Here is a 23,069-nt window from a genome sequence, read left to right as displayed (position 1 = left end):
AGCTTGACTCGGCTTTCACTTATTTTTGCAAGCATGCAAGCTATTAGCGATAAACCTAATTAAATCGATTTTGCTACAAGGATTATTATTCTGAGCCAGTTCCCCAAAGCCGACTAGTCAGGGGATACATTACTCCATTTTCAAATTTAAAACCTTCCGCATAATCATTATTAACTAAAAGTGGGCCATCTAAGTCAACAAATGCAGCTTCATTAACGAGTAACGCAGCTGGGGCCATTGCAAGTGAACTTGCGACCATACAGCCTAACATTATTTGGAAACCTTGCGCTTTTGCTGCTTGAGATAATAATACAGCTTCAGAGAGCCCACCTGTTTTATCAAGTTTAATATTTATCACTTGATAGCGCTCTTTTAAGTAAGCTAGATCGGCTCGTGTATGACAAGATTCATCTGCGCAAAGTGGGATAGTGGAGTTGAAATCTATTAATTCATCGTCTTTTCCGGCAGGTAACGGTTGCTCAATTAATACCACATTCAGTGCTTTTAATTGCGTAACACAGTTGACTAAATCGTTTATTGTCCACGCCTCATTTGCATCGACAATAAATTGGCTGTTTGGAGCCGCTTTGGCTATCGCGGTCATTTTTAGGACGATATCTTGATTATCTAATTTTACTTTTACTAATGGAGGATTATTTAGTTTGGCTACCGAGCTTGCCATCGCACTCGGTGTATCAATACTTAATGTTTGTGCAGTAATACAGGGTAGTGCAGGCGCAAGATTGAGTAATTCAGCCACAGCAGTGCCACTGAGTTTCGCTTGCAAATCCCACCATGCACAATCTAGTGCATTACGAGCAGCCCCCGCAGGCATTAAATTAATGAGGCTATTAATATTTTCTAGATTGATCACTTGCGTCGAAAACGATCTGATTTGCTGCGTCACTGTGTCTATTGATTCTTTGTAGCGAGCGTAGGGAACAGCTTCAGCTTTGCCGGTATATTGTCCATTGGAGATAGTTAATAGCACTACATCGGCTTGTGTTTTTGCGCCACGAGCAATACGAAAAATATGTTTTAATGGCAGTTGTTGATGCACCAGTGTAATAGTCAAATTTGTAGACAAAAGTTCGCCCTTCTAAGTTTTTTACTAAACAGCAGAGTTCAAGTTAAATTGGCATAATTGATTTTTTAGCTAAATTAACCTGAGCTATGCTTAAGAGGTTTACTACCTGTTTAAGATAGATTCATTATCCAGAGTGTTCAGGTTAAATTAAAGCCTTTGCTATACTGTCGGTTCCATCACGCAAGGGATCGACACACGGGAGTGAAAATTTATTACTCAGTTCATCGCAAATTTTACGGCCTTCATCAATGCTTACGCTGGATGTATTAACCGTGATCCCCACTATTTTTACATGAGGGTTAGTAAGCTTAGCAGCTTGGAGGTTGAGTGCCATTGTCGCTTCAATACTAGGGAATTGGCTATGGGGTAACCCACGCATATGGCTGCGATTCAAGTCATGACAAATAACAAGGGCATCGGGCTGTGAGCCATGTAGTAAACCCAAGCTGACGCCTGCAAACGCAGGGTGAGATAATGATCCTTGGCCTTCAATGATATCCCAGTGTTGAGGGCTGTTATTCGGTGAAAGTGACTCTGTAGCACCGGATAAAAAATCAGAGATCACGCAGTCAATTGCCACGCCTTGGCCTGCTATTAAAATGCCACACTGGCCTGTCGCACGGAAATCCACATTAAAGTTCATACGCTTCATTGATTTCTCAAGGCTCAAAGAAGTATACATCTTACCGACTGAACAGTCCGTCCCTACGGTGAGTAAGCGTTTTCCAGTTCGTTTTATACCGGTTCCAGTCTTAAATTCAGCTTTTGGATGACGAATATCAAGCAATTGCTGTTGAGTCTCTTGTGCTTTTGCTATTAATTCAGGGAAATCTGTCAGTTTTTCATGCAGGCCTGAAACAATATCCATACCATGGTCCATGGCACTTAAAATATAAGGTAGCCATCTTTTTTCTAAAATACCGCCACTATTTGCGAAACCAAGCACAAAGGATTTTGCACCTTGTTTAGAAGCCTCTTCAATACTCATTTTTTTAATGCCAGTTGTTACGGTACAACCGTCAACACTAAACTCACCCACACAAAGGTTTGGACGCCAATCAGCTGCGCCTTGCGCCATTTTTATAGAAAGTTGATCAGTGGCATCACCAATAAAAAGTAAATAGGGAGAAATTATGTGCATAAGTACGTTCCTAAGGTTGAAATAAACAGAGTAATATTGTGTTATATCGAGCTTAGCTTAGTGAACATGCATTAAAAGTGGGAAGGCTTTGAACAGTCATAACCTAGGGTTATGTTTAATCTTAACTATTTGAAATACCTCTAATTAAATACGGTATAAACTCGTCAATCAGTTTTGATTTAGTTAAAGTATCAAGGTGTATAGCACTAATATTGAACGCTAAAGGAGGGTCGAACGAAGCGATAGCAATGTTATCGGATAAATTACCTTCTGCGGTATATCGATCAACTACGCATACCCCTAACCCCCGTGTAACAAGTCTCACAGCAATAAAGTAAGTTTGCACTTTAATTGATGAAGGCTCAAAGTTGATGTCTTCCTCTAGTGCTCTCGCCCATAACATCTCAGCTAATGGACCACTATCACTAATATCAATAAACTCAGAGTCGCAAATTTCAGTTAGAGTGAGCTTCGTTGGACAATCAGGAAATTTATTTTTTGGATATACAATAACTAACTCTGATGTTGTCAAAGGGATAGCTGTGATACCAGGCATAGTGTGCGGTGAAAATAAGATCGCTAAGTCAGACTTATATTCAAGTAATGATTGTACAACGGCGTCGTTGTGAGTGGTTTGGATGTCAAATGTAACATGCGGGTAGTCATGGTGATACTGTGCAATTACGTTCGGAATTGCATCAAAACCTAATGCGGGTGTAACACCTAAGCTTATACTCCCAAACTCTGACTTTTTAATATTTAGGGCTGTGTTTTTTATAGAGCGCATTTGTTGATAAATTTTGTCAACTTCCCCAAATAACATCTCAGCCTCGTCGGTTGGAATAAGTCGTCCTTTGACGCGTTCAAAAAGATTAAATCCAAGCTGTAGCTCAGCATGGGATAATACTTTACTTACCGATGGCTGTGATACATGCAGTATTTTTGCAGCATTAGTTATTGAGCCAGTGGTGTAAATAGCATGGAAAATTTCTATATGGCGCAAGCGCATTTGATGCCCTTAATAAAATTAATCAGTAAATGAAATAGAAACTAACCACTGATAAATGGGAAACTTAGATACAACTGTATAATCAAAGCATTAGTAATATCAATAAAAAATGCACCAACTAAAGGAACCACTAAAAAAGCTTGCGGTGATGGCCCGTACCGCGACACCAAAGATTCCATATTAGCGACCGCTGTAGGTGTTGCCCCAAGGCCAAAGCCACAATGACCACCCGCAATAATTGCTGCATTATAGTTTTTTCCCATGACTCTAAAAGTTATAAAATATGCGAAAAGCATTAACATTAAGGCTTGTACTAAAATCATAAAAATCATTGGGCCGGCTAAACTGATCAGTTCCCATATTTTTAATGACATGAGCGCCATCGCTAAAAATATAGACAGTGCCATGGTCCCCCATAAATCAATACAAGCGCGACTGATGTGATAAATTTTAGTAAATTCAGTAACGTTGGTAAAAATTACACCAAACAGTAATGGGATTAAAAATGCAGGTAAAATAATATCTATCGTTCTTAAGCTATCGTAGCCCACTTTTCCTAGGTACATACACAGTAAAATGATAAACAACGTTTCCATCATTTTTTTAGGGGTTACTAAATCGTGATCTTCAGGGTCAAATGTGACTGTATCATCGCGTTGATCGTGATTAATTAGGTCGGCTTTTAAGTTATATTTTTTTATCAAACGCTTACTTACAGGCCCGCCTGTTAGGCCTCCTAGAATAAGGCCAAATGTTGCTGCTGCCATCGCAAGTTCAAACACACTATTGTGCATACCGTATTCATTTATAAATAGGTCTGCATAAGTTGCACCATTCCCATGTCCACCTGAAAGAGTAACAGAGCCACCAATTAAGCCCATTAGAGGCTCCATACCGCTAGCTAAAGCAATCGACACGCCTATCGCATTTTGGATAAGTAAATAAATTGTTGCGACACCAAGAAAAAGTACCACTTTAGGACCTCCTTTAATTAGCAGGCTAAAGCTAGCACCGAGGCCAACGGTTGTAAAAAAAATGGTCATTAATGGTGTTTTTAATGCCATGTTAAATTCAAAGTTAATATCAAAATAAACATGAACAATGGCTGCAATAATAGAAAAGCAGATACCGCCAACCACCGGTTCAGGAATATTATTATTTTTTAGAAAAGCAATTTTACTATTGAGGTAATAGCCTGAAAAAAGTATTACCAGAGAAACCAAAAGCGTTTCAAGTGTAGAAATTTCAATGTGCATATTTTATTGAACCTTATTTTACATCGCATTTTTGTTTTTATGTGCGCTTAAGCTTAATTTGATTGTAAAGGGTAATCGATAAATCAGCAGTTCAAAAAGTGTAGAGTGTCATAACCAAAAGCTCTACGTTCTTGCTTCAAAAGCGTGCAATATTTATTTAAAGCACAGAAGTTTAACATATAAGCGAATATAAATGACAAAGCAGATACATCTATGCAATCTCACCATAACCTTAGGTTATGGGGTGTAAATGAAGTGTCAATGGTATTGTTGTTAATTTGTCGGCATGGTTAACCTATAACAATAAAGAACAAATATATATTCAACTTAACAACATAATGAATAATGCAACTTACGATGGTGAAAGTGATGAAAAAAAAAGCAATATTTAAGCATAAATTAAAGCGGGTTAGCCTATGTGTGCTAGCAGCCTTGACAGCTCAAAGTACTTTAGTTCAACAAGCTTTCGCTGAAGAAGCGAAAGCAACTAAAAAAGATGTTGAACGTATCAGTGTTGTTGGATCACATATTAAAGTTAATCACGACACAGGAGCACTACCAGTTACCGCTATTTCAGCAGAGGATATTGAAAACAGTGGTGCATTATCTGGGGCTGAATTGTTGTCTGAAATCCCGCAACAAGGTGATGTTTCTTTTAATAGCTCGCGTGCAGTAGGTGGTGTGAACGACGCGCGTGGTGATGTATCTTCTTATAACTTACGTGGTTTAGGGACTGGCAATACACTTGTGCTGTTAAATGGTCGCCGTTTAGTATTGCACCCAGGCACTCAATCAGAAAATTTTGTACCAGTCACTACGGCTAACGCAAATACCTTACCCGTACGTGGTCTAAAGCGTGTTGAGATTTTACGAGATGGTGCAGCAGCTATTTACGGCTCTGATGCAGTGGCAGGTGTCGTTAATTATGCGTTAAAAGATGATTATGAAGGTTCTGAATTGAATTTAAATTATGGATCAGAAGAGGGAACTGATCGTGATGCGGTTAATTTTAGCGGTGCGACAGGCTTTTTTTTCAATGAAGAAAAAACTCATCTTTCTATGTCTGCAGGCTATTACAAACGAAAAATTATAATGGCAAGCGAAAAGTCATATGCGAAAAGTGCTGACTTGCGAAAGAACCCGCGTTTTCCGGATTATGTAACCGTGACAGGGAAGGATGATGAGGGCAACCCAATTTATAATAATGCGGATCTTCATAACCTTAATTCGTCAACCCCTTGGGGGGAGTTTCGAACCGGTACGCTAGGAACCTTTCATTTGCAACCTGCAACTCTATCGGGGTGTGAAGATTCAGATGCGCTCGGTAGCCCAACAAGTACCCTAAATGTTGATGGCGTATGCGTAGACCGCGGTAGCCAACCTTCAAACGATGGTTACGATCGAAATAGTGAACGTTCATTGAGTTCTGGCGTAGAGCGTGCAAATTTTTATGGGCTACTTACGCACGAGCTCACTAATGACATTGAACTTTATAGCGAAGCCCTTTATTACTATGCAAAGGCAGAACGTGTTCGCGAACAAACATCAAACCTAACATCTCAACGTTTTACCATTGCCGCAGATGCTTATTACAATCCTTTTGGTGAGGATGTTAATTTAAGAAAATACCGTCCAGTTGATACAGGTCCTCGAAATATTGAGGTCATTGACAAAAGCTATCGCGTGTTAACAGGATTAAGAGGGTTTTATAAGGATTGGGATTGGGATAGTGCTGTTTTATATTCTAAAGCGAATACCAAAGATACTGCCAATCGGATCCATACGCAGCGATTTCAAGAAGCAATAAACAGCCGAGATCAAGCGACGGCTTACGATGTGTTTAATGGCGCAGATGTTAATAACACAAACAGTGGTGATCCAACAGGCAATAGTCAAGCTGTGATAGACAACTTTATGATTGATGTTGTTCGGGAGAGTGAAACAGAGTTGGCGTTATTTGATTTCAAAGTAAGTAAAGCCGATATTTTCGCGCTACCAGCGGGTGACGTTGGCTTTGCTGCGGGCATTGAATATCGTTATGAAAATTTCTTCGACATTCGATCTAATGCGTTAAATACCTCTGAGCAATTTTTAGATGTAGTGGGTGGTGTAAAAGCAGTTGATCAGTTTGCCAGTACGGTGTTAGGAAGTAGCCCGACTCCAGATGCATCGGGTAGTAGAAATGTTTTCTCGGCCTATGGTGAACTTGCTATTCCCTTGCTTGAAGGCTTACCGATGATTGACAGGCTTGATATGCAGTTAGCCGCACGCTATGAGCGGTTTTCTGATGTCGGTGATGTTTTAAAACCTAAAGTCGCATTTTCTTGGATAGTAAATGATTATGTGCAAGTAAGGGCCGCTTACTCTGAAGGATTTAAAGCCCCAGGTTTACCGCAAGTAGTGGCAGTTGATATATCGAGAATAAATACACGCAGTGATCCACTTACAGACGCACGCTATGGTTTGTTAGAAGTGCGCAGTGGTAGCGATAATTTGAAACCAGAGGAAAGTGAAAGTATAAGCTGGGGGTTTGTAATTCAACCAACCAACAATTTAACGCTAACCGCAGATTGGTGGCAGCTTGATCAAACAGACACAGTGGGCCTGATAAATTCACAAACTCAAGTGCTTTATGATGCGCTATTACGTTATGAAGATCCATCGAGTAATGGAAATGCCCTTATCACTCGTGGAGGTGACGATAATGAAGTTATTGCATTGAAAAATGATTATATCAATCTACAAGATAGAGAGTCATCGGGTGTTGATTTAGGCATTACTTACGATTTAGACACTGATTTTGGTAAATTCAAATTTAAAGCTAATGCAGCTAAATTAATGAAATTTTACCAGTTAGTTGATGATGTTACTGCTCAAGTTATTGCAGCTCAAAATTCAAGTGATCAAGGTTTAGTAGATGCACTTAAGTATCGGGGGAATGAAGTCACCGTTACGGGCAGTGGTGATCTGATTGGCCAAAATGGTCGACCCAAGTGGCGTGTCACTTCTTCTGTTGATTGGAAACAAGACGCATGGGGTGCAGGTTTAAGATATCGTTATGTTAGTGGTTTTGAAGATACTAGTTTAGATTACAGCATTGCTGATCAAGACTTTAAATACCAAGTTGACGGTTTTTCAAGACTCGATGCTTATGTTAACTACAGTTTACCAAACAATATAATAGATAAGACTAAAATCACTTTTGGTGTGAAGAATTTAAGTGATAAAAAACCACCTATTGCAGATGAAACGTTTGGTTACAATAGCAGCGTTCATTCGAGCCTAGGACGCTATTTTTATGTGAATATAAACAAGAAGTTTTAACTTTTTAACACATATATTACCAAGTGAGTTGCTAACTGAAATTTTAGCTGTGGATCGAATATTACAATAGCAGCTCAATTGGTTTAATCATGGCTCACTAGATCTTAATTACTGGGCCATGTTTTTAAATAATCTGAACTCTGGATAATAAATCTATCTCAAACCGTTATTTTCAGCGTAAATCAGCCTTGTTTGCACTGACAATCTTTGGTTAGAGAAAAATAAGTTTAAATCCCCAAAATTTAGTTGGTTAGTAAGTATATTAACCAAAGTTCAGGCTAAGTAGTATTAAACTCAAATTTAGAGACTTTTACATGAAAAGATTTATTTCTATTTTTGCCTATGTAATTGTACTGACCGTACTCACATCATGCGCAGAAACAAAAAATGATACTTTATCCAGCGCGACGCAAGCATGTCACAAGGGGGCGGTGAGACTCATTGCTAATTTCGACGCTAGTCGAATGGACGAATGTGAGATTATATCAAAAAATAGCTATTTGATCACAATTAAACCAGAGAATACCCCAATTAATCCAAGCCCTTGGTATGCTTTTAGGGTTGAAGCGGATAAACCAACGGACATAATTATTACTATTAAAATAAGCGGTAAGCGAGAGAATCGTTACTTACCTAAATACAGCCATGATCTAAAAAATTGGCAGCTACTGCCTCATCAATATCGTAATAAAACCTTAGTATTAGATGTAAAAGCCACTTCACAACCTGTATATATCGCAGGGCAAGAGATTATTGATAATCAGTTTTATATTGATTGGGCTAAAAGATTACAAACTACCGACCGTATCAGTCAAACATTATTAGGTGATTCAGTGCAAGGTAGACCAATATATAAAATAGAAAGCCGTAGTGATAGCCGTGAATGGCTTGTTATTCTTGGTCGCTTACACCCACCAGAGATAACAGGCGCATTAGCTTTATTTCCATTTGTTGAAACACTATTAGCAAACAACGTTTTAGCGGATAATTTCCGAAGAAAATATAACATATTAGTTATTCCCAATTTAAACCCAGATGGTGTTGCAGCGGGTAACTGGCGTCATAATGCAAATGGAGTCGACTTGAATCGTGATTGGATCACTTTTAAGCAACCTGAGACTCAGCAAGTGCATCGCTATTTACAGCAGCTGGTGGCTGATGGTGACAAAATAAAATTTGCAGTCGACTTTCACTCAACGCAACATGATGTGTTTTACACTATGCCAATAAATTATGGTGTTGAAAATCGGTATATTGTTCGTAATTGGTTAGGAGCACTCGATAAACTGATGCCTGATTTTAATGTAGTGCAAAAGCCGGGTAACAAACCAAATAATGGTGTTTCTAAACAGTACTTTGCTGATAACTATAAAGTACATGCTATTACTTATGAAATGGGTGATGAAACAAATCGCGAAAGTATTAAAATTATTGCAAAAAATGCAGCGACAGTATTAATGCAAACGATGCTAGCGGCTAATGGACATAATAAAGAGGTAATTTTTAATGAATAGCAAGAGTAAATATTTATATATCGGGATATTTTTAAGTGGCTTATTGCTGAGCGAAAGTGTAAATGCCGATAAACTGAATATCGATACTCTACTCATTAATGGACAGGTTTACACGGGGACCAGCGAGCAGCCGCAAGCACTCGATATTGCGATTTGTGGCAGTGAGATATGTGGTCTATTTCCTTCTCAAAATAATCAAATGGTGGCAAAAAATATTATCGACGCTACGGGGAAAATTGTCAGCCCAGGCTTCATCGATCCTCATACCCACACATTGGCAGAGCTATACAGTAAAGATAAAAATCATAATTTAAATTATCTTACTCAAGGGGTAACAACCGTCGTAAATGGCAATGATGGTGAAGGGCCTGTCGATATAGTTAATACAGCTAAGAAACTCGAAGCCAATGGTATTGGCACCAACGTAGCACTATTGGTTGGCCACGGTAGTATTAGGGAGCAAGTGATGGGGCGTGCGCAACGCTTTGCAAGTCAAGCAGAGCTAAATGAGATGTCAACATTGCTATCCACTGCGATGCAAGCGGGAGCCTTAGGTTTGTCAACGGGGTTGTATTATGTCCCCGGTAGCTTTGCTAATACTGAAGAGGTGGTTACCCTTGCTAAGGTTGCAAGTAAGTATAATGGTATTTACGATACTCATTTGAGAGATGAAAGTACGTTTAATATTGGTTTTATAGCAGCGCTTGAAGAAGCAATAAACATTGCCGAAATGGCAGATATACATCTTCACCTTGCTCATATCAAAGCTTTAGGCGTTGATGTCTGGGGGCAAAGTAAAATGGCTATTGAAAAAATTGAAACTGCCCAAGCAAAAGGGGTTAGTATTTCAGCTGATCAATACCCATGGCTTGCTTCTGGCACTAAACTGCACAGTGCGGTTATGCCAAAATGGGTTATGGCTGATTCTCAGCGCGCCTTCTTTGATCGTTTGAATGATAAAAGTTTAGCCCAGCAGCTTTACAGTGAAATTAAGGAAAATATTCGCCGTCGTGGTGGCCCTGAATCTTTACTTATTACTGCGTTTAAAGATACCGAATTAGTTGGTTTGAATTTGGCTCAAATAGCGCACAAGAGAGCTATTGATCCAGTCTCAGCTTCCATACAATTAGTACAAGAGGGAGAAGTGCGAGTCGCGTCATTTAATATGTCTGAAGCTGACGTTGAAAATTTTATGCGTCAACCTTGGGTAGTTACATCTTCTGACGGTACAAACGGGCACCCTCGTAAATACGCGAGCTTTGCACAAAAATATCAAAAATACGTACAAGAAAAGTCGATACTGACCTTAGCTCAGTTTATTAATCAAAGTTCGAGTAAAACAGCTGATATATTAAATATTAAAGATCGAGGCAAATTACAAGAGGGGTTTAAAGCAGATATCATTATATTTGAAGCAAGCAAATTTAAAGCAAATGCTAATTTTGCTACTTGGAATAAATATTCCTCAGGTATTGATTATGTCTTCGTTAATGGCGAGCTGGTAATTAGTGAGTCTAATTATTTAAACAAGTTAGCGGGCAAGTTTGTTCGCTAACATATTCCCTGAATTAGTCGTATTGATTCATGAGCCATGCTTTTAACTAACACCCATTTTATTAAAAACACGATCATTTTAGCGTACTAAATAACTCACTAATTGTGTTAAAAATTATTTATAGTCGACTACATGGATACAGGAAGGTGAGCAATGTAAGAAGCAATTAATGGTAGCAACACTATGTCATCATTTTAGCCTTGTTATTGCGCTACTTTCTTATCGCTAAAATAGCTCACTATTAGGGTCTGTTGATCTTTGCGGATTAAAATTTGTTCAAACTAGGGACTATTTAATCGCGGCGCGAGGTTTGTAACCTAGTGGGCTCGGTAACTGCTCCTGCGTTACTCTAATGGCTTACATCCCTGTAAGAATAAGTAAAAACCGAGCAACAAAGAGTAAATAGCCCCTAGATAGAACCCTTTGGGCAGCGCCTGTTTGGCATTAATACTACGTTATCGCCCATTTATGGGGAATAACCACACTGCATAGGCGCTGCCTTGCCTTAATACCAAACAGACTGCTGCAAATTTAACCTTGAAAGATCAACAGACCCTAATGAAATTGGTTTAAATGATTTACCTTAAATTGCTTTACGCGCTTATGAACGGCTGTCGATCATTAGCACATCAAGTTTAATTTGTGCTCTAGTTTGGTTTTTTATATCAATAGGCTCAATCATTTCGCACTCATCGCGAATCATTTCGGAAATTAGGCTAGGGTAGTGACGGCAATCTTCTGGTCTGTCTAGATAAATACTGCATGTGTACATATTTTTAGCGAGTGGGTCTTTTTTAGGCGCAAGTTCTAAAAAAGGGCATGTGGTTAATCTTACCCCTGATTTAGGATCGAACCAAATCTCGTTGTTTTTAACGTATTCAAAAATTTCAGGATTAAAAAGCTCCCATAAATCAATTTCTTCTTTTGATGCACTTAAATCACCACCGCCGTATTTAGTACAGCATTTACCACATTGATTGCATTGTTTCATAATTGACTAATTTAGTTGGCTGTTAACGGGCTTAGAATAGCTATGAGTGTAGCACTGAATTTATTTTTAGATGTCAGTTGAGTATATAATTACTCTGTAAACTTACAGGAGTCGCAATTTAGTTAACCTGAGCTCTGGTTAAGAGATTTACTAACGTATTGAATCATGATGATATTTAAATTTATTTTCTTTAGCCAGAGATTTTCAGTGAAAACAAGGCGAATTTACGCGCCAATAGCTGGCCTATTGCAAATAAATTCAACGCAGTTAGCGCTGAAAATAGCTGATCAAGATAGATTTATTATCCAGAGTTCAGATTAGTTATGATGGAGAGTTCGAAACACGCTGTTACGCTTTATTCGTTATTTTGTAGGGACGATTTTTAGTCGATGGTTTACTCTAAAAGAAAATGCATGTCGAATTTACAGTGCTGTACTGGGAGTAAACATGAAGGGAGTTAAGATGAAAGACGCAATAAGTAAATTAAAAACAGAGTTTAATACAAGAATGTTGTATTGGAATAATCTAAAAAGTAACAAGGTTAAAGCTCTGCTTATTTTACTGTTTTTAGCGGTGGTTGGACTAAAAATTTTTACGACTATTTTTACGGTTGATTGGCTTGCGAGTTTATTTAACGCATAGCTCAGTCTTAACAGGTCCTAATATTCTATTTCATGTATAAATATTTCACCTACGTCGTGTTTAACTTCTACGTGCTACCCATTATTAATGTATTATTAGGCCAAGTGATACACTATTTAAAACAGTTGTTTAAAATATTGATAACGGCTGACATAACACATTGGTGCTAAATGGTACGAGTAAATTATTTAGTGGCAAAAAAGGATGATGAGTAATGATGAATACCAAAGTTTACAAAGCGGTACACGACCTAGCTGAAGAGTTAATGGCTGCGGCTAATAAAAACGATACAAAAAAATTCGAGCTACTTTATGGGCAATTAAAAGCAATTTGTATTGAAAACGAAAATACCCCAAAAGACCACCCAGTACAATGGGAAACTCTTGCTGATTTTACCGAAGAGTTAGAAGAAGCCATCGTAGGTTACGAAAAGGCACTAGAGAAGTCGATTGCGATTAACGATAAAGATCATATGTCATCTGTTGCTTTTTCAATGGCGACGTTACAGCTTGAATTAGGTCAAAAAGACGAAGCAATTAAGAATTTGCAAGATGCTAAAGTCAGTGCGAACAAAATTGCTGATAAAGAGCTCAAAGCTGAAATACATGATTTACTAGAATCATTGGTTGAAGAAGAAGGCTAGGGCGTGTTTAGCTTTAGCGCTTAGGTTGCAGCAGTGTGCGTTGTGGTTGCTCTAAACTAATTAGCAATAACAACGCATACACAGCAGTGATAAGTATCTAAGGTGTTTTCTAGATCAGGTATGTTTTAATCTAGAATTCCCATACAGCAGACGAATAACGTTAATATTATGGAGATTAAACGTGTTAAATCAAGTAGATCAATGGATTGATAAGACAAACCTAGAATATAAAGACCAGAGAATTAGCTGTGACAAATTTGCCAGTGAGTTTGCAGGTTTTTATCCTACCGAATTTTTAAAAAATGCGTTTTATGTTGTGGTTGATAAAATACCTAAACCAGATTTTCCTGAACTGCGTGAAATGGGATTGGGTGACTTTATCGATATGGATGCAGCAGGCGTAACGTATAAAAATACTTATTATATGCTTTCACACGTTGCCGACAACTTAAGGGTGCACTTTCATGAGCTTGTTCATGTTGCTCAGTGGAATAATCTTGGTGCAGAGGCGTTTATACTTCGTTATATTACAGAAATTCAGTGTGCTGGTTATTATGATGCACCACTTGAGATTATGGCATATAGCTTAGATGAGCATTTTACTGATGGCCGTGAAAAATTAAACGTGGTTGAGTACGTTGCTCGCACTCTTTAGCTAATTATCCACCGTTCGGTAAATTAATATCAAAAGGATTTTTATATGATACGGTTTATTGCGTGTTCAGTTGCCTTATTTTGCGTAAATGCTAAAGCAGCCTCATTTAATGATGATATTGTGACGGCCTTGCTAGAGAGAACAACGCATCAAGTAAAGTATGATGGGGCTTATCGTTCAATCGCTTACCCAGGCGGTGATGTACCCGATAATATTGGTGTGTGTACCGATGTTATAATTCGTGCTTACCGCCAATTAGGTGTTGATTTACAAAAGCTTGTTCATGAAGATATGATAAAAAACTTTACGTTGTATCCCTCAAAACGTATTTGGGGCTTAACTAAGCCCGATAAAAATATCGATCATCGGCGTGTACCAAATTTACAAGTTTACTTTAAGCGCCACGGAGACGTTTTAAGTAACTCAAAAAAGGCGCAGGACTATAAAGCAGGCGACATAGTCACGTGGATGTTAGCTGGTAATCTACCGCATATTGGTATGGTTGTTAATGACAAAGCGCAGGGCACGGGTAACTCATTAATTGTTCATAATATAGGGCGAGGCCCTGAAAAAAGCGATGTGCTTTTTGATTATGAAATTACCGGCCATTATCGGTTTGTGCCACAACAATATAAACAAGATTAAAACGATTACAGCCCCAAAAGCAAAGGATAAAACAAGTGGATAAAAGCAATAAAGGGACTTATTTAAAAAAGAGTCACTTCGCATCAAAAATAGCTAATGTATTAATGAGCATCTTTTTTGGAACCTTTGGTGCGGGACTGTTTAGCGCAATAGCATGGTGGCTAAATAGCACAAATATTGAAGTAAAAGCGTATGTGAGTTTAAGTGCCTTACTCAGTGTGTTTTTTGTTGTTTTAAACGCTTTTGGCATTATTGTATGGCAGCAACCTACGTGGCTAACGTCGAATTTAAACAGGTTAGTTACTTATGCTCAACAGCGAAAAAAACTATTTATTAGCTGTTTTTCAGTGCTGTGTTTAATTGTTATTAGTTACTGTATTTTTCTCTCCCTTCCACAGCCGGTTAGCTATAAAGCCAGTCATTCAGGACCGTTGCTTACTACTCCATCTGATGCACTTATTGCTGAACCACTATATATTGATTTTACGCCTATTTTAGAAGGGGTAGAGAACACCAGCACAGTGTCTTATTCCGTTGCTAAGCTAGATTTGGTCGGTAAACAGTTCACTAAAGGTATAAAAGTAACTCCAGAGCTTATTGGTGAATGGACGTGGTATAGCGAAAATCAGCTTAAGTTTACGCCAAAGCAAGATTGGCCAGCGGGGCAAGAATATAGCGTTAGTTTTGATACCGCTATTTTTAAAACGGATATAAAATTGAGCGACGATGAACACGTATTTAAAACGCCGCGCTTTAATTTAACCCTAAGTTCACTGGCGTTTTATCAAGACCCTAAAACTAAAAGTCACAAAGTTATCGCGACGTTAAAAGCAAGCCATCCGACAAATATAGACAGTATAAAAAGTAAATTAAAGCTCACTCAATCACTAACTAAAAACAGTAAGAGTTCGGTGGCTGAATACAAATTTGATGTCACTTATGACAAACATCAACGAGAAATTTACATTACGTCAGAGCCGGTACGTATTCAAGATACCGAAAGTTATATGTACCTCACACTCGACGGTGGCGTAAAGCCGGTTGCGGGATCATCAAAAACGGTAACCAGCATTGAAGAGTCTGTTTTGATCCCAAGTGTTAATAGTTTTTTTAGAGTTAACACTGCTAATATGCTGCTGGTAAGAAATACCGAAGACGAGCCTGAACAAACACTTATTTTAGATTTTACTGCTGCTATTGCCGCGCAAGATGTGATTAGCAAAACCACGGCTTATGTTTTACCAAAAACAACTGCTAATGGGGAAGATAAATACTGGAGTAGCCCGCGAGAAGTGACGTATGCAGTGCTCGAAAAATCGCAAAAAATTAAGCTAACTATGATCCCAGCAGCGCAAGATTCGGCTAAATTGCACAGCTTTGTATTTGACGCACCAGAAAATAGACAGGTTTATGTACATATTGACGCTGGGCTAAAATCGGCCAGTGATTTTATTATGACTAACGCCTACGACAGCATTTTAAATACACCTATGTACCCCACCGAAGTAAAAATAATGTCTGACGGTGCGCTTTTATCAAAAAATGGCGATCACAAACTGTCATTTTTAACCCGAGGCGTAAAAGCAATTCACGTTAAGGTTGGTAAAGTACACGCAGATCAAATTAATCACCTCGTGAGTCAAACCAGGGGTGATATTACTAACCCCGAATTTAACAGTTATTACTTTACAGAAGAAAATATAAGTACGGTTTCTACACGACAAATTAAGCTAAAAACGGAACATCCAAAAAAGGCGGTGTATTCGTCACTTGATTTAAGTGATAACTATAATGATTCACTAGGGTTGGGGTTGTTTTTTGTTGATGCCCAAGCCCTTAACACACAAGACAATTATGTCTACGGGCCTAATGAAAAACGACTTATTCTTATTACAGACTTAGGTTTATTGGTAAAAAATAATGCAGATGGCTCTCATGATGTGTTTGTGCAGTCTATCGAAACAGGCAATCCTGTAGCGCACGCAACAGTCTCATTACTGGGTAAAAATGGACTCGTTGTTTTAGATAGTAAAACCGATGCGAAAGGGCATGCATCGTTCCCTATTACAACATGGTTTACACAAGAGCAGACCCCCGTTGCTTTTGTGGTAGAGACAAAATCTGACGCGTCTTTTATTCCTTATAACCGCCATGCTCGTATGATTAACTATTCGCGTTTTGATACTGGCGGAGTGAGCTCTGGCTATCAAGGAAGTAATCAAATAGATGCGTTTGTATTTTCAGATCGTGGCATTTACCGCCCTGGTGATACGGTTAATTTAGCGACCATTGTTAAGCAATCAGATTTTTCAAAATTAGGGGATATACCGTTAGAATTAGAAATTACAGATCCTAAAGGCGCCACGGTTTTTAATAAACGTGTGCGTTTAAATAAATATGGCTTACTTGATTTTAACTTTGCAACTGAGCATAGCTCAGCGACCGGAACATATTATGTGTCTGTGCAATTGGTTAAAAATAATCGACGTGATCAATTAGGCAGTACGAGCTTTAAAGTAGAAGAATTTGTGCCAGATAGACTAAAAATCAACAGTAAATTTTCAGTGTCATCTACCAAAGGGTGGGTGAGTGCGGCAGAATTTAAAGCATTAGTAAGCCTTGAAAATCTATTTGGTACACCGGCTCAAAATAGACGCATAACCGCTGATTTACGTTTAACACCAGCAGGCTTTTACTTTAGCGAACATAAAGATTATGTGTTTTCTGATCCCAACAGTGGGGATCAAAATATTAGACAAACAAATGAATCGTTAGATGAAACCAAAACAGACGATGAAGGCAAGGCTGAGTTTAATATTGATTTAACGCGTTATGAGGCGGGAACGTATCAGTTAAATTTTGCGGTTCAAGGATACGAAGAAGGTGGAGGCAGAAGTGTTCGTGCTAATAGTGCGATGCTTGTCTCACCGGTTAAACAATTAGTTGGCTATAAAACCGACGGCGATTTAAGTTACATATCTAAAAAATCCAAACGAGTCGTTCGATTTATTAACATTAACTCAGACGCTGAACTTGTTGCCCGCGATGGGTTATCGTTAAATTTAATTGAACAACAATACGTATCCACATTGGTTCAGCAAAGTAACGGAACGTATAAATACCAATCGGTACAAAAAAGTAAGCAACTTACAACAGATGCATTTTATATTAGTGAGGATGGAACAGATTTTATTCTACCAACCGACGAACCAGGCGATTATTTAGCCGAGTTGGTTGATAGTCACGGTAATACGGTCAGTAGAGTATCGTTTACGGTAAACGGTACAGGTAATTTAGCGGGTAAACTTGAAAAAAATGCTGAGCTACAACTTCAATTAAACAAAAAAGATTACAAGCCTGGCGAAACAATAGAAATGAGCATCGTCGCGCCTTATACCGGCTCAGGCTTAATTACAATTGAAACCAATAAAGTACATGCTTTTAAATGGTTTAGTAGTAAAACAACAAGCAGCATACAAACAATAACGCTACCTAAAGGCATAGAAGGTAATGCTTATATTAATGTGTCTTTTGTGCGAAGCCTTGAGTCTCGAGAAATATTTACCAGCCCATTGAGCTATGCCGTAAAGCCGTTTGTTATTGATCGCAGTAAACGAGAAATAAAACTGGATGTAAACATCCCTGACAAAGTAAAACCTGGTGACGATTTAGTTATTTCATACAGTGCAAGTAAGCCATCGCGTATGCTTATATTTGCAATAGACGAAGGGATTTTACAAGTTGCTCAGTACCAAACACCAAAGCCGTTAAACCATTTTTTACAAAAGCGTGCATTAGAAGTAGGCACAATGCAAATTGTTGATCTTATTTTACCTGACTTTAAATTAGTGCGAGAGCTTGCCTCCGCAGGTGGCGGTTATGCTGGGCTTATGGCGTCAAGCTTTGAGAGTAAACAGCTAAATCCATTTTCTCGAAAAGTAGAAAAACCAGTCGCATTTTGGTCAGGTATTTTAACGCCAGACACTAAAAGCAAGGAACTGACCTTTACTATTCCTGATACATTTGCAGGTCAGTTACGTGTTATGGCTGTTGCGGTTAATGACAATGGCGTAGGTGTTAAACAAAGTACAACGCTTGTAAAAGGGCCATTTGTATTAACGCCAAATGTATTAACTACAGTAGCGCCAGGAGATGAATTTGATATTACACTAGGTGTTGCTAATACTGTTGAAGATTCAGGTAAGCAGCTTTCAATTGCGGTGAAAGCCCTTGAATCTGATAATCTTGAAATACTAAGCGATGCACAATTAACGTTAAACATTGATGAAAACGCAGAAGACACATTGACCTTTCGGGTTAAAGTACTCGATAAATTAGGCGCTGCCTCAATTACTTTTACAGCTGCATCGGGTGAGCACGTGAGCCAGCGAACAGCGACGTTGAGTATTCGCCCTGCAGTTGCTTTTGTTAGCAGCTTTGACAGTGGCTTTACCGAGTCAGGTAAACAACACCTCACAGTGCCCAGAAAGCTATACCCTAGCTTGGCGCAAGGAAGTATAACGGCATCGAAAAGTCCGTTAGCTTTGGTCGATGGGCTGATAAGCTACTTAGATAACTTCCCTCATATGTGCACTGAGCAAGTGGTCAGTAGTGTATTTCCGGTGCTCGATTATTTAGAACACCCGAGCTATATGGGTAATGTGTCGGAAAAACACAGTCGTATAAATAACTTAATCGATACACTTCGTAAACGTCAATTACCCGATGGGCGATTTATGCTGTGGCCTGGTAATACGAGAGCATCAATTTATTCTTCTCTTTACGTTATGCACTTTTTGTTGGATGCCAAAGAAGCCGGTGTAGCCATCCCAAATGACATGTGGGATATGGGGTTTGAAGGTGTCCGCAATATAGCGAGCGGCTTGTTGGCAACTAATAACAGAAACCGCGCTTACGCTATCTATTTGTTAACTCGCCAAGGTGAAGTAACCACAAATTATTTATCTGATCTAGAAAAAAGCTTTAATGCTGATAGCACTAAAGCATGGCAGCAAGATATATCGTCAGCATTTATGGGAGCGACTTATCAGCTAATGCGCGCCAGCGATAAAGCACACGCACTCATTGATGGCTACAAAATAGGCGATGATACTCAGTCAGTGACTTGGGGTCCTTATGATTCACGCCTTGCACATGACGGACAATATATTTATTTGTTATCAAAACATTTTCCAGAGCGTTTAAAACAACTAACAAAAGATGACTTATTGAGTGTTGTTGAACCTATTTTTGAAGGACGTTACAACACCTTATCATCTGCTTGGTCAGTATTAGCAATGAGCGCTTATTCAAACGTTGTGCTCTTAGCAACGCAATCAGATGATGTAAAAATCAAAGCGACAACTCAAAAAGGCACAACCGAGGCATTAACAGTAACTAATACACCTTATCCAAAAGCATCATTTTTAACCGACGTAGAGCAACTCGATATTTTGGCTGCGCCTCGTTCGTTTTATATGATGAGTCAATCTGGATTTGATACACATTTACCTCAACAAGCCTTAAGCAATGGTTTAGAAGTGACTCGAGAATATCAAGATGACAGCGGCAAAAATGTATCGAGTGTTGCCCAAGGTGCAGAGCTTAATGTTGTATTACGTGTACGTAGCACAACGGGTAAAAATATCTCGGATGTTGCCATTATTGATTTGCTCCCAGGCGGCTTTGAAATACTAAGAGACAGCGTGCGTAATAAATACAATCATTGGCAGTCTGAATATACCGATATTCGCGAAGACCGAGTAATATTTTATGGTGATTTTGGCGATATGATGACCGAGCTAACATATAAAGTGAAAGTGACTGCGGCAGGTCGCTTTGTAGTGCCGCCGGTTTATGCCGAGTCTATGTATGATCTCAGTGTAAAAGCGCACTCTCAGTCTGGCCATGTTGATGTTACTGCCGCTAAATAAGAAATACAGCGTGCGGATCAAGCTATTTTTATTGGCCACAGCATTGCTTGCAGTGCTGTGGTATGTCTTTGTTCCAAAGCCAGACATAACTCAATCAACCACTTACTCAACGGCATTTTACGACAGCAGCGGTAAGTTGTTACGCTTAAATTTAGCCACCGATGATCGGTATAGATTATGGACGCCCATCGAAAAAATTCCTTTAAGCGTTCAACAAGCGACTTTATTGTATGAAGATCAATATTTTTATCAGCATATTGGCATTGATTTTATTGCTTTAACAAAAGCATTTTACACCAGCTATATTAAAAGAAGTCGCCGCGTTGGGGCATCAACAATAACAATGCAAGTTGCTCGGTTGCGTTTTGGTATGAATACACATGTTGTTTTGGGGAAAATTGAACAGATTTTTCGTGCCTTACAAATAGAGCGTCACTACAATAAAAAACAGATATTAGAAGCGTATTTTAATTTAGCGCCTTATGGCTCAAATATAGAAGGTATTGGGGCTGCAAGTTTAATTTATTTTAAAAAACCAGCATTTAAGCTCAACTTACCTGAATCATTATTACTGAGTCTAGTGCCGCAAAATCCAAGCAAACGAAATCCAATTAAGCAATCAGCTAAAGCAATACTATTAGATGCAAGACAAACACTATTTTCTCGGTGGCTTGAAGCGCACCCTAGTGATAAAAACTGGAGTGCTACAATGCAGCTGCCCATTAGCGTTCATTCATCCTCCGAGCTGCCTTTTGAAGCGCCACACTTTATTAATAACCTACAAATTGAATTCCCGCACCTTGAGTCTGCAGAGTATAAAACAACAATAAATTTAAGCTTACAAAAGCTGTTGGAGCGTCATGGAAAAAGTTATATAAAGAGACGCGAAAGAGAAGGGATCACTAATACATCTGCAATTTTATTGAATTATGAAACGATGGAAATAGTCGCTGAATTAGGCTCAGTTGATTTTTTTAATAATACAATCAGTGGACAAGTAAACGGTACGCGTGCAAAACGTTCGCCTGGCTCCACTCTTAAACCTTTTATTTATGCTCTGGCAATAGATGAAGGATTAATTCATCCATTATCGCTGGTTAAAGATGCTCCTAAACGCTTTGGTGGCTATACCCCAGAAAACTACGATCAGCAGTTTTTAGGACCTATATCGGCGACTGATTCCTTAGTGCTAAGTCGAAACGTGCCTGCCGTCAATCTAATGTATCGTTTAAAAAAAGTGGGACTCTATGACTTACTTGTTGCGGCTGATATAAAAAAGTTACAGCCTAAAGAGTTTTATGGGTTGGCTTTGGCATTAGGTGGCAACGAAGTCACGATGTTAGAGCTGGTCAAACTATACGCTATGTTAGCTAACTTAGGGATGTATCAAAACGAGATTATTTTACAACAAGAGCCTGAGCGCGATCTTAAAAATAATACCAAGAAACGTTTACTTAGCCCCGAAGCCGCTTATTTAACGCTACAGATGTTAAGTAAAAACAACGCAGTTGATGAAATATCTTTTCAACAGCAGAGCCGAAAAACGTACCCTATTTATTGGAAAACAGGCACTTCATTTGCTTTTCGTGATGCATGGTCAGTCGGTATTGTAGGCCCTTATGTGTTAGCAACCTGGGTCGGTAATTTTTCAGGCGAAGGGCATCCTTCTTTTATTGGCCGACAAGCCGCAGCCCCTTTATTTTTTGAAATAATTCGCTCATTAGAAAGCTACGGATTAATAAAAGGCGATATAAAGCGGGGCGGCTTAAATATCGAAAAAGTAGATATTTGCTCAACAACAGGTGATTTGCCTAATGTTCATTGCCCTAAAACTCAAAAAGGGCTTTTTATTCCTGGTAAATCACCGATTAAAATCTCTGATGTGCATCGAGAAATTTTTATCGATAAAGCATCGGGGGCAAGAGCATGCCGCTTTGACGAATCGACAACAACAAAAGCCGTGTATGAGTTTTGGCCATCAGACTTAATTAGATTATTTAAACAAGCAGGCATCGTAAAACGCCAACCTCCAGCTTACCTTGCTTCTTGTGCAATTAATGATACGAGCACTTTGGGCTCAGCGCCGACAATTACATCTCCGAGCAACTTGATCAGTTACACGGTAAGAGCCAGTAAATTAACGCAAGAAAGTTTACCATTTACAGCAACTACCGACACAGACTCAAGTGCTTTATATTGGTTTGTAAACAATAGCTTTGTAGGTAAAGTAGAACGCGATACGGCGTTTTTCTGGCAGCCAAAAATCGGAATATTTGAGGTGAAAGTTGTTGATAACTTAGGGCGTAGCTCTTCAACAATACTGCGCGTAAAACTGGTTCAGTAAAATAAAATGATTGTTACTCAAAAAGCAAAGCATTAAAACGATCTATTAGCTAAGAGCAATGATTTATTACTTAACCTGAATCTCGTTTAAGAAATTGAACTAAATGCCTGTTCCGAGATCCGATCTTTCGACCAAGAGCGATTGGATAAACAAGGAACAGGCATGATTAAATTAGTTGAATTGTTTTGCGATGTCGATGATTTTTGCAAAGTATTTATACCCCAATGGAAAAAACAATTACTCGAAGATGGCACCCAAAAACGTCAGCGAGCAGGGCGTATGACGACCAGTGAAATTATGACTATTGTTATTAGTTTTCACATGTCACAT

Annotated in this window: 14 protein-coding genes and 1 pseudogene; 10 read left to right on the top strand and 5 right to left on the bottom strand. The window is 38.8% G+C overall.

The features are described 5' to 3' along the window. Positions 1-85: 85 nt before the first annotated feature. The 4 genes from dgcA to gltS all read right to left on the bottom strand — a co-directional run bounded on the left by dgcA (position 86) and on the right by gltS (position 4,493). The gene (gene dgcA / locus H5119_RS04105; RefSeq protein WP_259399003.1) at positions 86-1,087 is read right to left on the bottom strand and encodes an N-acetyl-D-Glu racemase DgcA; all 1,002 of its coding nucleotides are present in this window, start codon (positions 1,085-1,087) and stop codon (positions 86-88) included. A 142-nt stretch (positions 1,088-1,229) separates the two neighbouring features. Then, positions 1,230-2,228 (bottom strand): N-acetyltransferase DgcN, encoded by a 999-nt coding sequence (gene dgcN / locus H5119_RS04100; protein WP_077538218.1) that lies wholly within the window; start codon positions 2,226-2,228, stop codon positions 1,230-1,232. A gap of 121 nt (positions 2,229-2,349) precedes the next feature. Continuing rightward, positions 2,350-3,237, bottom strand: a complete 888-nt coding sequence (locus H5119_RS04095) for a LysR family transcriptional regulator (RefSeq protein ID WP_182701313.1) — start codon at positions 3,235-3,237, stop codon at positions 2,350-2,352. A 41-nt stretch (positions 3,238-3,278) separates the two neighbouring features. Then, positions 3,279-4,493, bottom strand: a complete 1,215-nt coding sequence (gltS, locus tag H5119_RS04090; protein ID WP_182701312.1) for a sodium/glutamate symporter — start codon at positions 4,491-4,493, stop codon at positions 3,279-3,281. A 369-nt stretch (positions 4,494-4,862) separates the two neighbouring features. Between gltS and H5119_RS04085 the strand changes: the two genes are divergently transcribed. From H5119_RS04085 to H5119_RS04075, 3 genes are all read left to right on the top strand, one after another. Continuing rightward, positions 4,863-7,817 (top strand): TonB-dependent receptor domain-containing protein, encoded by a 2,955-nt coding sequence (locus tag H5119_RS04085; protein ID WP_259399620.1) that lies wholly within the window; start codon positions 4,863-4,865, stop codon positions 7,815-7,817. Positions 7,818-8,131: 314 nt separating this feature from the next. Continuing rightward, positions 8,132-9,331, top strand: coding sequence for a M14-type cytosolic carboxypeptidase (locus H5119_RS04080; RefSeq protein WP_182701310.1), 1,200 nt, complete (start codon positions 8,132-8,134; stop codon positions 9,329-9,331). Next, the gene (locus H5119_RS04075; RefSeq protein WP_182701309.1) at positions 9,324-10,886 is read left to right on the top strand and encodes an amidohydrolase family protein; all 1,563 of its coding nucleotides are present in this window, start codon (positions 9,324-9,326) and stop codon (positions 10,884-10,886) included. The genes H5119_RS04080 and H5119_RS04075 overlap by 8 nt, the downstream gene beginning before the upstream one ends. A 601-nt stretch (positions 10,887-11,487) precedes the next feature. Here the strand turns inward: H5119_RS04075 and H5119_RS04070 are convergent. Continuing rightward, positions 11,488-11,877 (bottom strand): YkgJ family cysteine cluster protein, encoded by a 390-nt coding sequence (locus tag H5119_RS04070; RefSeq protein WP_077538214.1) that lies wholly within the window; start codon positions 11,875-11,877, stop codon positions 11,488-11,490. A 462-nt stretch (positions 11,878-12,339) separates the two neighbouring features. On the opposite strand from H5119_RS04070, the gene H5119_RS04065 reads away from it, so the two are divergent. From H5119_RS04065 to H5119_RS04035, 7 genes and pseudogenes are all read left to right on the top strand, one after another. Beyond that, complete coding sequence (locus H5119_RS04065; RefSeq protein WP_077538213.1) at positions 12,340-12,519, top strand: hypothetical protein; 180 nt, start codon at positions 12,340-12,342, stop codon at positions 12,517-12,519. 214 nt (positions 12,520-12,733) lie between these two features. Continuing rightward, positions 12,734-13,162: a Replicative DNA helicase gene (locus tag H5119_RS04060; protein ID WP_077538212.1), complete on the top strand. Its 429-nt coding sequence runs from the start codon at positions 12,734-12,736 to the stop codon at positions 13,160-13,162. Positions 13,163-13,343: 181 nt separating this feature from the next. Continuing rightward, positions 13,344-13,817: a hypothetical protein gene (locus H5119_RS20420; RefSeq protein WP_182701308.1), complete on the top strand. Its 474-nt coding sequence runs from the start codon at positions 13,344-13,346 to the stop codon at positions 13,815-13,817. A gap of 45 nt (positions 13,818-13,862) precedes the next feature. Beyond that, complete coding sequence (locus tag H5119_RS04050) at positions 13,863-14,462, top strand: DUF1287 domain-containing protein (protein WP_182701307.1); 600 nt, start codon at positions 13,863-13,865, stop codon at positions 14,460-14,462. A 35-nt stretch (positions 14,463-14,497) separates the two neighbouring features. Then, the gene (locus tag H5119_RS04045; RefSeq protein ID WP_310737437.1) at positions 14,498-20,395 is read left to right on the top strand and encodes an alpha-2-macroglobulin; all 5,898 of its coding nucleotides are present in this window, start codon (positions 14,498-14,500) and stop codon (positions 20,393-20,395) included. A gap of 10 nt (positions 20,396-20,405) precedes the next feature. Further along, positions 20,406-22,739: a penicillin-binding protein 1C gene (pbpC, locus tag H5119_RS04040; RefSeq protein WP_310737438.1), complete on the top strand. Its 2,334-nt coding sequence runs from the start codon at positions 20,406-20,408 to the stop codon at positions 22,737-22,739. A 162-nt stretch (positions 22,740-22,901) separates the two neighbouring features. Then, a pseudogene (locus H5119_RS04035) lies at positions 22,902-23,069 on the top strand (IS982 family transposase); the annotation flags it as partial.

The sequence above is a fragment of the Pseudoalteromonas sp. SG45-5 genome (assembly GCF_014164085.1).
Classification (GTDB): Bacteria; Pseudomonadota; Gammaproteobacteria; order Enterobacterales; family Alteromonadaceae; genus Pseudoalteromonas; species Pseudoalteromonas aliena.
The sequence above is the reverse complement of the archived record's forward strand: the minus strand, read 5'-3'. Positions and strand labels throughout refer to the sequence as shown.